Here is a 15,160-nt window from a genome sequence, read left to right on the forward strand (position 1 = left end):
GTCGTCGGTGATGCGAGACGCAAAACTGCGATGTTAGCGGATCAGAGTGGCGTCACGGTGACGACACGATAGGGATGCGTGCCGTCGGATTCGCGAACCGACACATATTCGCCGAGCCGGAAACATTCGTCGCCGAAATGATATCCGGCCTCGTCTGCGACCACACCCGAAACATCGTAGTGGAAACGCCAGCTCCCGCCGGGACCATGCACGAGATGGCCCAGCTGGTCGGGCTCGCCGGGCCGCTGCCGGACCACGTGGCACGCCTCCTTGTGATCCTTCCAGACATTGGCATCGATCCGCGACACCATGTCGAGCGGCGCGATCACGACATAGGCGATCGCGGATAGGCCCTCGGGGTGATCGTGCTCGCGCGCCCGTTCCAGCCGGATTTGCCTGAACGAATGTGGCAATGACGTATTCTGCAGGGGAGTGAAGGCGGGGCGGTTCATCGCGGTCTCCTGGATGGCTCGGACGACGCGATGTTAGCGGCCTGGTCCGCCATGCCCTTGATATGCGTCAAGCACGAGATCACGCCGGTTGCTAGGATCGCGGTCGAACCCGGAGTGGCCCCCTTGAGCAACGCCCCGACTTTGCAGGCGAGCGTCGGCGATCCGCACGCATTGCGCGCAGGCGGAGCCTGGAATCTGGCCAACGCCGAGGCGCTGGAGCGCCTGTGCGCGCAGGCGGCACGCGCCGAGGTTAGGTCGATCGATTTGCGTCGCGTGACGGCGCTCGACACGATCGGCGCCTGGCTCCTGGAGAAAATCGCGCGTGGCGACGCCGCGCAGTCGACGCGGGCCCTCCTGACCGGCGTTGATGGCCCGCACGGCGATCTGATGCGGGAGGTGCAGCGGCTCAACCGCGGCCGTTCTGTCGGCCCGGCATCCGTCAATCCCGTCCTCGAGAGGCTCGACCAGCTCGGCCGCGGCAGCCGGCGACTGGTGTCCGAAGCCGCGGCCTTCCTGCACATGTTCGGTGCCTTCGCCCTGGCCCTGTTCGGCGCCATCAGGCATCCGCGGTCGTTCCGCCTGACCTCGACGGTCTATCAGCTCGGCCGGGTCGGCTGGCAGGCCGTGCCGATCATGGTGCTGATCACCTTCCTGATCGGCGCCATCATCGCCCAGCAGGGTATCTTCCACTTTCGCCGCTTCGGCGCGGAGTCCTACGTCGTCGACATGGTCGGCATCCTCGTGTTGCGTGAGATCGGCGTGCTGATCGTGGCCATCATGGTGGCCGGACGGTCCGGCAGCGCCTACACCGCCGAGATCGGCGCGATGAAGATGCGCGAGGAGATCGATGCGCTCAGCACCATGGGCCTCGACCCCATCGCGGTGCTGATCCTGCCGCGGATCCTGGCGCTCGTCGTCGCCCTGCCGATCCTGGCCTTTCTCGGCTCGCTCGCCGCGCTCTATGGCGGCGGGCTGGTTGCCTGGCTCTACGGCGGCATGAGTCCCGCGATCTTCATCGCGCGGCTGCACGAGGCGGTCTCGGTGACGCATTTCGAGGTCGGCATCATCAAGGCGCCGTTCATGGCCGTCGTCATCGGGCTGGTCGCCGCTGCGCAGGGGTTGAGCGTCAAGGGCAGCGCGGAGTCGCTCGGACAGCAGACCACGTCCTCGGTGGTGAAGTCGATCTTCCTCGTCATTGTGCTCGACGGCCTGTTTGCCGTTTTCTTCGCCTCGATCGGAATGTAGCCATGGCCGATGCTCCGGCGATCCATATTAGTGAGCTCGTGGTCGGCTTCGGCAAGAAGACCATCCTCGACCAACTCGATCTCGATGTCCGGCAAGGCGAAATCCTGGGCCTCGTGGGCGCGTCCGGCGGCGGCAAATCGGTTCTGATGCGGACGCTGGTCGGGCTCTTGCCGAAGCGCAGCGGCGAGATCGCGTTTGCCGCCGATGATGACGGCAGAGACGACCGGCGCTGGGGCATCCTGTTCCAGCAGGGCGCGCTGTTCTCCGCGCTCACCGCGCGCCAGAACATCCAGCTGCCGCTGCGGGAGAAGGCGCGCCTTTCGCCGCAACTGCTCGACGAGATCGCCGACGCCAAGCTTGAGATGGTCGGCTTGACGCGTGACGACGGCAACAAGTTTCCCTCCGAGCTGTCCGGCGGCATGACCAAGCGCGTCGCACTCGCCCGGGCGCTGGCGCTCGATCCCGCGTTGCTGTTCCTGGATGAGCCGACCTCGGGCCTCGATCCGATCGCTGCCGGCGAGTTCGACGCGCTGATCCGGACATTGCATCGGACCTTGCGGTTCACCGTGTTCATGGTGACGCACGATTTGAACAGCCTGCAGGCGGTTTGCGACCGCGTGGCGGCGCTTGCCGACGGCAGGATCGCAGCGATCGGGCCGCTGTCAGCCGTGCTCGCGTCCGAGCATCCGTGGGTCAAAGCCTATTTTCACGGCGCTCGCGCGCAGATGCTGGGCCTTGGCCGATAGAGCAAGGTCGATAGACCAAGAGAGATACAGATGGAAATTCGCGCGCCCTATGTCATCGTCGGATCGTTCGTCTTGTCGGCGATCATCGCCGTGTTCGGCTTCGTCTACTGGCTCAACAATGTCGGCAGCATCGGCAAGCGCGAGACCTACCAGCTGGTCTTCAACGGTCCCGTGCCGGGGCTCCTGGTCGGTGCCGGCGTGCTGTTCAACGGCATCCGGGTGGGCGAGGTGACCGCGCTCGACCTGGTGCAGGATCATCCGCGCGACGTTCGCGTCACCATCTCGGTGGCCGAGCGGACGCCGGTTCGCGACGATACCCGCGTCGGCCTCGACTTTCAGGGTTTGACGGGCGTTCCCGTGGTAACACTCGAAGGCGGTGACAATCCCGCTGCGCCGGCGCCGCGCGGGCCGCTTAATGCCGAAAAGGGGGCAGGGCAAAGTATGACCCAGGCTGCGCGCGATGCGTTGCGCCGGGTGGATACCGTCCTGTCCGAGAATGCTGCACCGCTGCACGACACCATCAGCAACCTCTCGACCTTCGCGGACGGATTGGCGCGCAACACGCCGAAGCTCGACGGCATCGTCGCCGGGCTCGAGCGCATGACCGGAGGTGGATCGCCGGAGCCGCGCAAGCTGGTCTACGACCTCCACGCGGTCGACCGGTTCGAGCCGGGACAAAGCCTGACGTTGCCCGCCCCTCTGGTCATGGCCGAGCCGACGGCGATCACCCGGCTGCAGACCCAGCGTTTCCTGCTCACGCCGGACCGGCAGGATCACGACTTTGCCGACGCCCGGTGGAGCGAGAGCCTGCCGATCCTGGTGCAAACGCGTTTGGTGCAAAGCTTCGAGAACGCCGACATTGCGCATGCGCCGTTGCGTCACGACAGCGGTTTCGAAGGAACGTCGCGCCTGCTCATCGACCTCAGACGTTTCGAGATCATGCTTGGAGCGCAGCCACAGGCGGTGATTAGCTTATCGGTGCGGATTATCGACGCCAATGGACGTCAACAGGCTGCCAATATCTTCGAGGAGACCCGCGCCATCGACAAGCTCGCGCCCGCCACCGCGGCAGCCGCGTTCGACGGGGCATTCGAGGCGCTTGCGACCAAGCTCATCGCCTGGGTTGGCCATTCCGCACGATAACGCGAATGCCGATCGGAACAGGGACTCAATCGAATCTGCCGCGCCGAGAGCTTGACGTGGCTCAACTCCAGAATTCCTGGAGCCGCTACGTTTTTATTGGGCTGACGCCGGTTTGTGCCCCGATGCAACAGAATTGCAACTCGACTGTCAGGGAGATCGAGCCATGAGCCTTATACTTCGCCTCGTCTTTGTGGTTGCGGGATTGCTCACCGCGCTTTTCGTCGCGCGTGACGCCTTGAACTTCGAGCTCGTCCAGACCTGGGTCGCTGTCGTGCTCGCGCTCATTGTACTGGCGGCTGGAAGCCTATGGGCGCTTCGACAGAAAACGTGAGCGCAGTCCGCTCGTCGGCGGGATTGACCAGTGCCGCGGCCGCGGCCCGTCTCCGGGCGGAGGGCTATAACGAGTTGCCTCGCTCTGAGCGCCGAACCTGGCTGCGGATTGTCGTCGAGGTCTTGCGAGAGCCCATGCTCGCGCTGCTGGTCTGCGGCGGTCTGATTTACTTGTTGCTCGGCGATCTCGGAGAGGCGCTGCTGCTGCTTGCCTTCGGGGCCATGTCGATCGTGATCACGGTCGTGCAGGAGGCGCGCACCGAGCGTGTGCTGGAGGCCCTGCGCGATTTGACCAGTCCGCGCGCGCTCGTCATTCGTGACGGCGAGCGTCGCCGTATCGCGGGCCGGGATGTCGTGCGTGGAGATCTCGTCGTTCTCGGCGAGGGGGATCGCATTCCTGCCGATGCGATGCTGATCGACGGGCGCGATCTTGCGGTCGACGAATCCCTGCTGACGGGTGAGTCGGTGCCGGTTCGCAAACAGGCTGCCGAGAAGCCCACCTTGGCCAATTCCCGGCCGGGTGGCGACGATCAGCCGGTCGTGTACTCCGGCTCGCTGGTCGTCCGAGGCTGGGGCCTTGCGTCGGTCACCGCGACGGGCCTGCGCAGCGAGATCGGGAAAATAGGGCAGTCGCTCAATGCCATGCAGCCCGAGCCGCCTCGGCTGCAGCAGCAAACGGCGAGGCTGGTGCGATTTTGCGGCATCGGTGGCGCCGCGGTCAGCCTTGCCGCCGTCCTGCTTTACGGCAGCCTGCGCGGTGACTGGCTTCAGGCGTTGCTCGGCGGCATTGCGATCGGCATGTCGATGCTTCCGGAAGAGTTTCCGGTGATCCTCACCGTCTTCATGGCGATGGGCGCGTGGCGGATCTCGAAGGCTCGCGTGCTGACGCGGCGCGCCGCGACCATCGAGACGCTCGGCTCTGCTACCGTCCTGTGCACCGACAAGACCGGGACTTTGACGCAGAACCGGATGTCGGTGGCAGAACTAAGGCTCCTCGGCGGCGCATGTATCCAGGCTACGCTGGTGAAGCCGGGTCATATCGGACCGGAATTCGTGGAAGTGGTGCGCTGCAGCGTCCTGGCAAGCGCGCCGGAGCCGTTCGATCCCATGGAGCAGGCATTTCATGCTTTTGCGCGCGACGCGCTGCCGGAAGCTGGCAGGCCAGCGGGCGATTGGAAGATGATGCATAGCTATGGCCTGCGGCCCGATCTGTTGGCCATGACGCAGGTCTGGCGCGGGGCCGATGCCGAAACATTGGTCGCCGCAAAAGGAGCGCCTGAGGCCATCGCCCGACTCTGCAAGCTGGGCACGTCCGATCGCGCGTCCATAAAGCAGGCAGTCGATCTAATGGCCCAAAATGGACTGCGCGTGCTCGGGATCGCCACCGCGGTACACGAGGGCGCGACACTCCCGTGCTCGCAGGAAGGCTTCGACTTTCGGTTCCTCGGATTGATCGGACTTGCCGACCCGCTTCGTCCAAGCGTGCCGGATGCGGTGCGCGAATGCCGTGCCGCCGGAATTCGCATCGTCATGATCACCGGCGACTATCCGGCGACTGCGGCTGCAATCGCGGGGCAGGCCGGGCTCGATGCCTGCAACGTCGTCAGCGGCGAGCAGATCACCGCGATGGACGATCTCGCGCTAGCGCCGGCTGCAAGGCGCGTGGACGTGTTTGCGCGCATCACGCCGGATCAGAAGCTCCGGATCGTCCAGGCGATGAAGGCCAATGGCGAGATTGTCGCGATGACCGGTGACGGCGTGAACGATGCGCCGTCCTTGAAAGCTGCTCACATCGGCATCGCGATGGGCGGACGCGGAACGGACGTGGCGCGGGAAGCCTCCTCGATCGTGCTGCTGGATGATGACTTCGGATCGATCGTGTCAGCCATTCGCCTCGGCCGGCGCATCTACGACAATCTGCGCAAGGCAATGGCGTTCGTCTTCGCCGTGCACGTTCCGATCGCCGGCCTTGCGCTGCTGCCGCTGGTCTTCGGCTTGCCTTTGATCTTCAGTCCCGTTCACATCGCCTTTCTGGAGTTGATCATCGATCCCGTCTGCTCGCTCGTGTTTGAAGCGGAGCGGGAAGAGCGTGACGTCATGAGCCGTCCGCCAAGGCGGACCGATAGCCCCTTGTTCACCTGGGCTCTCATCTGCTGGAGTGTCTTCCAAGGAGGACTGGCCTTGGTTTTGGTGACGCTCGTGTTTGTTCTTGCGCTTAACAACGGCATGCCGCCGGACGAGGCACGAGCGCTCGGCTTCTTCTCCCTCGTTGTGTGTATCGTCGGCCTGGTCCTCGCCAACCGATCTTTCAGCTCGTCCTACGCGTCCGCATTGCTTCGTCCAAACCAGGCGTTGGGCTGTATCCTGCTTGCAGTCATCGTCCTTCTCGCAACGACGTTGCTCTGGCCCCCAGCGTCCAGTTTGTTTCGGTTTGGGCCGTTACATCTTAATGACCTGGCGGTCACGGTCGGCTCAGGAGTGGCTCTGCTAATCCTCCTTGAATCGCTTAAACCGATTTGGGCGGTGATACTTCGTTCGTAGATGACGGCGGGCCAAGTCCCGGTCCATTCGCGGCTCCTCAGGGCCCGTGACAAATGAAGCTTGGCCGGGAGAGGTCGCCTCCTTTCAACACTTAATTACTCTCACGGAAAAATAATCTTCGCTCGGCACGTGAGCGCTGGCTGCACGCTTTGACAAGCGCCTGAATTGCACGCACATTTTTAGCGGGGAGGACAGGACACCTACTTCTCAGGGCTAAATCTACGTTGGCGCAGAAAAAAATCGTTGGGTGAGAGTGACGCCGGTCCGCGAGCAACTAACTCCAGAGGATTTGACCACCCCCACTCGAAGCCCGCCGCCTCAACGGGTCGAGTGTCCATCCCTATCGGTCAGAGTGACACGCCTCATGTCGTTGAAGAATGGGCTGGACCCGACCCGCTGATCGTAACACCAAAGCGATTGATCTCAGTCACGATGCCCCGGTTGTGTTGGTCCCCCTCCAGCGGACATAATCACCTTTTACAAGACGACCTGTCATGCCTACGAACTCATGGACCGGGTCCAATTGAAAGTCATACCTAGAAATCCGATCACTTTCGTTTTCAAGGTCATCCCTTCGTCTAGGTGGGTTTTTTGTTTTTATTTCTGAACTTTTTGCGTGCGAACCACCCACACCGGTCGGCACGATTCATCCTCCAGACTTTCGCCCACCCCCCGGGTCTAAGGTCGCGAACAACGTCCCAAGCAAACGCCGCACTTGGTTTGATTGATCGACGCGGCGCGCTTGCCGCAACCAGGCATAACGGAGCCCACGCGAATCCCTTGAGAGGTCGGAGTGTTCCCGAGCGAGTGGCAGTGCTTTGAACTTACGTAGCGATTGGACAGCATTCGAGATTCCGGTTGGTCCTGCGTCGGAATATTGTCTCAATGAGATGTCCCAGCTACCTAGTACCCAGAATCAGAGCTGAGTGATACGGCGGCCTTTGAAACGGCGTTGACGGACCTTTTTCTTGGTCCAGACGAAGGGCTCGGCTCTGTCGTTGTATGCGTTGACGTAGGCATCGATGTGCTCCTGAAGCTGCGTGAGGCTTGTGAAGGAGGTGCCGCTGAGCGACTGCCCCTGCAAGATCGAAAACCATACCTCGACCTGATTGAGCCAAGACGCACTTGTCGGCGTGAAATGAAATTGCACGTTGGGGTGGGCCTTGAGCCAATGCTCGTTCTTCTTGTGGGTGTTGAGGTTGTCGAGGATGACGTGAAGCTTCCGGTTCGGAAAAGCCGCGGTGACGCTGTTCATGAAGTCGAGAAACTCGACGCGGCGTCGGCGTTTTGAATGCGCCGCGATGATCTTTCCGGTGGCGACTTCGAGCGCCGCAAACAATGTTGTGGTGCCATGCCGCTTGTAATCGTGGCTCTGGCCGGTCAAGGCGCGGCCATTGGGCAACTTCAGATAACCCTGCGCTCGCTCCAAAGCCTGGATCGAGGGCTTCTCGTCCACGCACAGCACAATGGCCTTCGCGGGCGGGGCGACATAGAGGCCGACAACATCGGCGGCTTTGGCCGTAAAGTTCGGGTCGTTGCTCTCACACCAGGACTTACGAGCCGCGAGGTCAATCTTGTGGCTGCGCAGGAACCGCCAGACATATTGGACGTCAACATCGCCCAGCGCCCCGGCCAGCAGGGGCCCGGTCCAGCGTGCGAACCCGTCCGGCGGCGGCTTGTCCAGCAGCTTCAGAATCCGCTTGTCGGTGGCCTTCGTATAGATTGGCTGCTTGCCCGGTCGCGGCTTGTCTTGCAGCCCTTCAAGGCCTTGGTCGGCATAGCGATGCCGCCAAAGGCTGACAATCCGCGGCTGGACCCCAACTTCCTTGGCGATCGACCGAGTGCTGCGTCCATCCGCCGCCAACAGAACTATCCGCGCCCGCTTCAAATCGCGCTGCAACGTCACCGGGGAGCGGCAACACGCCTCAAGCACCTTGCGATCTTTCCTCGAAAGGTGGACTTCTCTTGCTTCGGGTATCATCCCGACCTTGAATCACGACTCACGCTTTAAGAACAGTAGGTACTAGAACCCTGCCTACGTGATTGCGATCTGGCGTTTTTTGACCCGCCATTCCAACGAATTTCTCGGAAGGCCTCTTTCTTGATTAAATCTGTGCTCTTCGTGGGGCTCGCCATTTTCACCGCTTTGGACCCTATCCGACCATCTTCGGGTACTTGGTAGTCGGCTGGTCGGTGAGCTGCAGGCCCGCGCTTGATCCACGTCACCCAATCGCGAGAGACAATACGGACCAGGTTCGTGAGGTTCTTCCGGCCGCGCTGGGGACGCTCAGTGATGTGAATGAAGCCTAACCGACGGGCTTCGTGCAGCGTGGTTTGCACGGTCGTGCGACACACGCCCGCGAGCGCGGCAATCTTATCGTAAGGCAGATCGCATTCGCCGTGATGCTTGACCTCGCCGGCAACGATGGCGAGCACGGCTCGTTGCCCTTCGGTGAACTTCGCCCTCATCGCAGGCGGCATGCCGGACGAGCTTCCAAGCGTCCGCCGACGCTCGCGGGAGGCCTGCCGATCCGGTGAGCGTGGCCGCTGCCGGGTCTTGAACAGGGACGAAACTCGGCCGTGCAGTTTGGCAATAGGCATTTGGGCGACAAAAGCACGCCGTTGATGCGGTTTGCGGTGCTCAATTGCCTCTGCCAGGAATTGGGCATCCGCGTCGCTGATCGCTCCGCCCGGCCAGTAATGGCGCCAAATCGACGTCAGCAGTTCGTCAAGTTCAGCCGGCCCAGTCGCGGCATTGATGCGCTCATAGATGGCCGCCGCCGCGGCAGAAATCTCGCTCACGAGCGAATCTCCGCGGCCTGGCTGATAGCCGCCCAAGCATCCCTTCGCTTGCCAAAGCTGCCAAGCAGTCGGTTGTTCGCATCGAAGGCGGCATAGCGCTTCGCGGAGATCCGCCTGTAACCGCCTAGTCGCTGCCGGCCGGAGTAGACGGAATGCTCCAGCGGATCGAATTGCCGTTTGGGGCAGCCCTTAGAAACCCTTTGAATTTCAATGCCGGACGATTTCCCCAAATCTGGGGCTATCTCTTTGATTTTGCGGGAATGGCGCTCTCCGCTAGGAGCTTGTCTGGATAGTCGCTGTTCAAATCTGGTCGGGTCTGATTCAACATTGGGCGATGAGCAAGTATTTTCGGCCTTGGAACATCGATCAGACGCTGCTTCTGCCGCCGAATGTGCAGGACTTCGTGCCGAAAGGCCATGTCTCGCGGTTTATGGTTGATCTGGTGCGGGAGAGCCTCGATCTCAGGGAGATCATGGGCAGCTATGTGAGCGGGCTTGGGCAGCCGCCGTTTGATCCGCGGATGATGGTGGCGCTGCTGCTGCATAGCTATGCGAGTGGGCTGTATTCGTCGCGTCGGATTGCCAAGGCCTGCCGGGAGCGGAACGATTTTGTGATGATCGTGGCGCTGGATGCGCCGGATTTTCGGACGATCAGCGACTTTCGCAAGCGACATTTGAAGGCGCTCGGCGCGCTATTCGTGCAGGTTCTGAAGTTGTGCGAGACGGCCGGGCTGGTCAAGCTCGGTCATGTCGCGCTGGATGGTACGAAGATCAAGGCGAACGCGTCGAAACACAAGGCGATGAGTTATGAGCGCATGAAGAAGCGCGAGGCGGAATTGAAGGCCGAGGTCGCTCGCATGCTGGCGGCCGCCGAGGCGGCGGATGCCTCGGAGGATGAGACTTTCGGCAACAGCGACGAACTGCCGGACTGGACCGTCGACAAGCAGAAACGGCTGGCGAAGATCCAGCAAGCGATGGCGGCGCTGGAAGCGGACGCCAAACTGGCGGCGGAGGAAGAGCGCCGCATCGAGGCCGAAAAGGAACAGCAGCGCCAGGCCGAAGGCCGCAAGAAGCCGGGCAAACCGGCGGCGCTGCCATCGGAGGAACCCAATCCCAAGGCGCAACGCAACTTCACCGATCCGGAAAGCCGCATCATGAAGTCGAAGGATGGCTTCGTTCAGGCCTATAATGCCCAGGCGGCCGTCGATGCACATGCCCAGATCATTGTCGCGCAAGAACTGACCCAGCACGGCAGCGATCAGGGCCAGTTGGTGCCCCTGATCGAGGCCATCGAGAGCAATCTTGGCCGCAAGCCGCGGCAGGCCTCAGCGGATTCCGGCTACTGCAGCGAAGCCAATCTCGAAGCGCTCGACACACGCAGCATCGATGGCTATGTCGCGCCCGGACGCGCCAAGCACCCGACAGTAGCGAACGGAAAAGTCGGCGGCCCGCTGACACAGGCCATGCGAAAGAAGATCGACGATGGCGGCTTCGAAACACCCTACCGATTGCGAAAGCAAGTGGTGGAGCCGGTGTTCGGGCAGATCAAACAGGCAAGAGGCTTCCGCCAGTTCCTGTTGCGGGGCATCGAGAAAGTGCGCGCCGAGTGGACAATGATCTGCACCGTCCATAACCTCCTCAAGCTGTTCAACCTCGCAAACGCAGCCTGAGCCTGCTACTCTACAACAAATGCCCGTCACGAAAACATATCTGGACGGGCTCCTAGTGCCCATAGCTTTAGCCGCGACAAGGGCCATGTGCGAAGGTTGATAGATTGTCTCCGCCAACAGCAGGAGCACGTGATGACGATCGCTCTTGGCTGGCGGATACTCCGCCGGCCAAGTTCCTTTCAAGGCGTCCACTCGATATGCGGAAACCTGATCGAAATTGTCTAGCTGTACGGCTGAAGAGGAGCGATCACCAACTGGCCTCCTCACTCTACTCGCCTCCCGGCCGTTTGCTGTATGGAGACGGCCGCGTCGATGACCCTGATCATCAAGCGCCGTCATCGCATGCACGGTCGCCCTGAACAGACTGGCGGCTTCCACTCAGGCTTTCGCCGCCCTTTTGTGCAGGTGTGCATAAACCGGTTCCATTGGTCCGCATCGATGAGGTCACGCCGACTTTCCCGCAAGGCGAGCGCGCCTCAAAGATCGCCGACCAATGCCCGCGCTTGGTCCTGCAAATTGCAACGATTGTGATCGCCTTTTCGAAGTCTGCCGCACCGAAGCAACTCAGCACAAGATCAGACTTCACTTTGGTACATCGGCCCCGTGGGCGGGTGTTCCCCCGTTATGATTTTCGAGCGGCGTGGATGATGCCGCTTGAGTCCGCTGTGCCGCCGGAAGCCGCAGCAGAGGACTTCCGCGAACCTCCAAGATGTATGAATGGACGCATGCTGTTCCGGTTGCCTACATACGGCCGAAAGCCGCCCACACCCCGTCCTCGCCGTCCCAGCTGCCTCGGCTCGCCGCCTTGGAGTACTCCGTGGCGCGCTGCTCGAAGAAATTGGCGTGCTCGACCCCATTGAGAATCTCGACGAGCCAAGGCAGCGGATGCGGCTTGAGCTGCGTGAACCCATCCTCCTCGGCCTTGAAGAAGCCGAAAACCGGGGCAATCCGGAGTTGGGTCAGTCGCCAGTCGGCGACATAACGGACGTAGGCGTGGATCTGCTCAGGACGCATGCCCTCGATCTTGCCCAGGCCAAAGGCGAGATCGACGAAGTTCTCCTCCAGCTTTACCATCGTTCTGGCGACATCGACGATGTCGTCACGGACCGAGCGCGTCACGGCGCCGGTCTCGCGGTGCCATTCGTGAAACAGCTTGATGACGCCCTCGCAGTGGAGACTCTCGTCGCGCACCGACCAGCTTACGATCTGTCCCATGCCGTTCATCTTGTTGTGGCGCGGAAAATTGAGCAGCATAGCGAAGCTCGCGAACAAAGCCATGCCTTCGGTAAAGGCGCCGAACATAGCCAGGGTGCGCGCGACATCGGCCACGGTGTCAACGCCGAACTCGTGCATGTAGTCCGCCTTGGCGCGCATTTGCGCATAGCTGCGAAATGCCTCGAACTCGGTCTTGGGCATGCCGAGCGTCTTGAGCAGCAGCGCATAGGCGTCGATGTGGACCGTCTCCATGTTCGTGAAGGCCGCCATCATCATCTGGACGGTGAGCGGCTGGAAAATCGGGATGTATCGCTTGAGATAATTGTCACCGACCTCGATGTCCGACTGAGTAAAGAAGCGAAAGATCTGGGTGAGCAGCGCGCGCTCGCTGGCGGTGACGCGGTCCGACGCCCAGTCCTTGAGGTCGTTGCCGAGCGGCACCTCCTCGGCCATCCAATGCGTCTGCTGCTGACGCTTCCAGAACTCGTAGGCCCAAGCGTAGCGATCAACGTCATAGCTGCCCGTCGAGTCAAGGAGACCAACGCGCCCCTTGCCGATCAGCGTGCGCGGATCGACAGACGAGAGATCGATCATTGACATGCGAGGCACTCCTCATAATCGGCGCGCTGCGCAGGCGGCTGCCGCGGCGCGGCCTCGTCATCGTCGACGATCTTGCCGGCGAACGCCGCGCGCGAGATCGATTTTGAACGGCAGTAATAAAGGCTCTTCACCCCACGCTTCCACGCCGTCCAGTGCAGCATGTGGAGGTCCCACTTATCGACCTCGGCCGGCAGATAGAGGTTGATTGACTGGCTCTGGCAGATGAATGCGGCCCGGTCGCCTGCAAGCTCGACGATCCAGCGCTGGTCGACCTCGAAGGCGGTGCGAAACACCGCTTTCTCGTGTTCCGACAGAATGTCGAGATGGGCGACCGAACCCTCCTGCGCAATGATCGACTGCCAGGTCACCGGGGTGTCGGCGCCCTTGGCGATCAGTACCCTGGTCAGATGAGGATTACGTACCGAGATGGCACCAGACAACGTCTTGTGGGTGTAGATGTTGGCCGGGATCGGCTCGATGCATGCGCTGGTGCCGCCGCAGATGATGCTGATCGAAGCAGTCGGCGCGATCGCGATCTTCTGGCTGAAGCGCTCCATCACGCCACGTTCCAGGGCATCCGGGCACGGGCCACGCTCGCGAGCAAGGGCGACGGATGCCGCGTCGGCATCACCCCGGATCTTCCGAAACATCTTTAGATTGAATGATTTCGCCAAGCCACTCTCCATTGGAATGCCATTCGCCTGGAGGAACGAGTGGAAGCCCATCACGCCAAGTCCGACGGAGCGCTCGCGCAGGGCGGCGTAGCGGGCCCGCTTCATACCCTCCGGCGCCGTCGTGATGAAGTGGGTGAGCACGTTGTCAAGGAAGCGCATGACGTCCTCGATGAAGCCGGGTTCCTCATTCCATTGGTCCCAGGTCTCGAGGTTGAGCGATGACAGACAGCACACCGCGGTGCGCTCCTCGCCGCGATGGTCGATGCCGGTCGGGAGCGTAATCTCGCTGCACAGGTTGGAGGTCGAGACCTTGAGACCGAGCTCGCGCTGGTGCTTGGGAAGCGCGCGATTCACGGTGTCGATGAACAAGAGATAAGGCTCGCCTGTCTGCAACCGGTTCTCAAGAATGCGTTGCCATAGCTGTCGCGCGTCGATCTCGCGGACGACCTCGTTCGTCTTCGGGCTGCGCAGAGCGAACGCGGTGCCGGCGCCCACGGCACGCATGAACTCGTCGGTGAGGTTGATGCCGTGATGCAGGTTGAGGCTCTTGCGGTTGAAGTCGCCGGACGCCTTGCGGATCTCGAGAAACTCCTCGATCTCGGGATGCTGGATATCGAGATAGACCGCCGCCGAGCCGCGCCGCAACGAGCCCTGGCTGATCGCCAGCGTCAGGCCGTCCATGACGTGGATGAACGGGATGACGCCTGAGCTGACGCCGCCCTTCACCTTCTCTCCGATCGAGCGAACATTGCCCCAGTACGTGCCGATACCGCCCCCGTTGGAGGCAAGCCACACGTTTTCGTCCCAGGTGCCAACGATTCCTTCGAGCGAGTCCGACACCGAGTTAAGGAAGCACGAGATTGGCAGGCCGCGCGTGGTGCCGCCATTGGACAGCACCGGCGTGGCTGGCATGAACCACAGCCGAGACATCGCGTCATAGAGACGTTGGGCGTGCGCAACATCGTCCGCGAAGGCACAGGACACCCGCGCGAACATGTCCTGGATGCTTTCGCCGACGAGCAGATAGCGATCGGTCAGCGTTAGCTTGCCGAACGCGGTCAGCAGGCCGTCGCGCGATCGATCGAGCGTGAGATCGGACGGCTTTGGCAATGGCGCGAGAGGCCGCGGCAGCGGAGCCGATGACGGCGGCGGCACAACACACCGCTGAGGCGCGGCAGACTTTGGCCGCGCCGGCCACGGCCGCACACTCGGCCACTCAATTAGATGACCATGCTGATTGAAATCGTAAGACGGCGACATCGGCAACCCCGCGATGTTAGGGGGTGAAGCCACGCGCACGACTTGCGAGGAGACGGGTCAAACGTCCCAGGCTGCAAGCGACGCACGGGGCACCCCGCCCGAGGACGTTCTATTCTGTCGCGGCAGGTCTCCTGGCTCGCGGGTCGCTGCGGCTGTCGGCCTTCCCGGTGCTGTCGCGGCCAGTGACCATTATGACAACCGCTCGCCGCTTACAGTTGCGGGGGGCAGCCCCGGAATAGCCGTTACCGGCGCACCGGGTTCCCTCTTAGCTTCCATCCTACTAGATGCAGAATGGAAGACCGTGGCAGATCTACATACAGACGCCGCGCGTCGAGATTCGTCAAGGCTTGTGCCAGGGGAGTCGAGACGCAGGACGCCACGTCCGCTCCGGGTCCGGGCCCGCAACGCTCTGTTCGAGCAAATGCCCCCCCCCCTGCTTCGGCCCATTCCGTGAAAAGAGTGGCAGCATTTTGATTTCGATGC

The 15,160-nt window shown here is 62.0% G+C and carries 10 protein-coding genes and 1 riboswitch; of the genes, 5 read left to right on the forward strand and 5 right to left on the reverse strand.

Annotated elements, in window-relative coordinates:
• Window positions 1-41: 41 nt before the first annotated feature.
• A complete protein-coding gene (locus tag HAP54_RS16005; protein ID WP_166301532.1) occupies window positions 42-452 on the reverse strand; it encodes a hypothetical protein in 411 nt (136 codons plus the stop codon).
• A 123-nt stretch (window positions 453-575) separates the two neighbouring features.
• Between HAP54_RS16005 and HAP54_RS16010 the strand changes: the two genes are divergently transcribed.
• From HAP54_RS16010 to HAP54_RS16025, 4 genes are all read left to right on the forward strand, one after another.
• Entirely contained in the window at window positions 576-1,697 is a 1,122-nt protein-coding gene (locus HAP54_RS16010) for an MlaE family ABC transporter permease (RefSeq protein ID WP_224741915.1), read from the forward strand.
• A gap of 2 nt (window positions 1,698-1,699) precedes the next feature.
• Window positions 1,700-2,443 carry an ABC transporter ATP-binding protein gene (locus HAP54_RS16015; RefSeq protein WP_166301538.1) on the forward strand — a complete coding sequence of 248 codons (744 nt, stop codon included), beginning with the start codon at window positions 1,700-1,702 and terminating at the stop codon, window positions 2,441-2,443.
• Between the two features lie 30 nt (window positions 2,444-2,473).
• Entirely contained in the window at window positions 2,474-3,586 is a 1,113-nt protein-coding gene (locus HAP54_RS16020) for an ABC-type transport auxiliary lipoprotein family protein (RefSeq protein WP_166301541.1), read from the forward strand.
• A 306-nt stretch (window positions 3,587-3,892) separates the two neighbouring features.
• Window positions 3,893-6,457, forward strand: coding sequence for a cation-translocating P-type ATPase (locus HAP54_RS16025; RefSeq protein WP_166301544.1), 2,565 nt, complete (start codon window positions 3,893-3,895; stop codon window positions 6,455-6,457).
• A gap of 916 nt (window positions 6,458-7,373) precedes the next feature.
• On the opposite strand, the gene HAP54_RS16030 is transcribed toward HAP54_RS16025, so the two are convergent.
• Window positions 7,374-8,438 (reverse strand): IS630 family transposase, encoded by a 1,065-nt coding sequence (locus HAP54_RS16030; RefSeq protein WP_166204319.1) that lies wholly within the window; start codon window positions 8,436-8,438, stop codon window positions 7,374-7,376.
• A gap of 26 nt (window positions 8,439-8,464) precedes the next feature.
• Window positions 8,465-9,259, reverse strand: coding sequence for a helix-turn-helix domain-containing protein (locus HAP54_RS16035; RefSeq protein ID WP_224741914.1), 795 nt, complete (start codon window positions 9,257-9,259; stop codon window positions 8,465-8,467).
• 334 nt (window positions 9,260-9,593) lie between these two features.
• Between HAP54_RS16035 and HAP54_RS16040 the strand changes: the two genes are divergently transcribed.
• Window positions 9,594-10,928, forward strand: a complete 1,335-nt coding sequence (locus HAP54_RS16040; protein WP_166202952.1) for an IS1182 family transposase — start codon at window positions 9,594-9,596, stop codon at window positions 10,926-10,928.
• A gap of 741 nt (window positions 10,929-11,669) precedes the next feature.
• Here HAP54_RS16040 and HAP54_RS16045 read toward each other — a convergent pair.
• Complete coding sequence (locus tag HAP54_RS16045) at window positions 11,670-12,743, reverse strand: ribonucleotide-diphosphate reductase subunit beta (protein WP_198031293.1); 1,074 nt, start codon at window positions 12,741-12,743, stop codon at window positions 11,670-11,672.
• Window positions 12,734-14,572 (reverse strand): ribonucleoside-diphosphate reductase subunit alpha, encoded by a 1,839-nt coding sequence (locus tag HAP54_RS16050; protein ID WP_051346844.1) that lies wholly within the window; start codon window positions 14,570-14,572, stop codon window positions 12,734-12,736. The genes HAP54_RS16045 and HAP54_RS16050 overlap by 10 nt, the downstream gene beginning before the upstream one ends.
• A gap of 209 nt (window positions 14,573-14,781) precedes the next feature.
• Window positions 14,782-14,996: riboswitch (cobalamin riboswitch) on the reverse strand.
• Window positions 14,997-15,160 lie beyond the last annotated feature (164 nt).

It is taken from the genome of Bradyrhizobium sp. 2S1 (assembly GCF_011516625.5).
Taxonomy (GTDB): domain Bacteria; phylum Pseudomonadota; class Alphaproteobacteria; order Rhizobiales; family Xanthobacteraceae; genus Bradyrhizobium; species Bradyrhizobium septentrionale.

Excerpts from the sequence above, each read along its gene's own strand:
- HAP54_RS16005 (WP_166301532.1), bottom strand. The coding sequence starts at position 452 with ATGAACCGCCCCGCCTTCACTCCCCTGCAGAATACGTCATTGCCACAT.
- HAP54_RS16015 (WP_166301538.1), top strand. The coding sequence starts at position 1,700 with ATGGCCGATGCTCCGGCGATCCATATTAGTGAGCTCGTGGTCGGCTTC.
- HAP54_RS16020 (WP_166301541.1), top strand. The coding sequence starts at position 2,474 with ATGGAAATTCGCGCGCCCTATGTCATCGTCGGATCGTTCGTCTTGTCG.
- HAP54_RS16025 (WP_166301544.1), top strand. The coding sequence starts at position 3,893 with ATGGGCGCTTCGACAGAAAACGTGAGCGCAGTCCGCTCGTCGGCGGGA.
- HAP54_RS16030 (WP_166204319.1), bottom strand. The coding sequence starts at position 8,438 with ATGATACCCGAAGCAAGAGAAGTCCACCTTTCGAGGAAAGATCGCAAG.
- HAP54_RS16040 (WP_166202952.1), top strand. The coding sequence starts at position 9,594 with ATGAGCAAGTATTTTCGGCCTTGGAACATCGATCAGACGCTGCTTCTG.
- HAP54_RS16045 (WP_198031293.1), bottom strand. The coding sequence starts at position 12,743 with ATGTCAATGATCGATCTCTCGTCTGTCGATCCGCGCACGCTGATCGGC.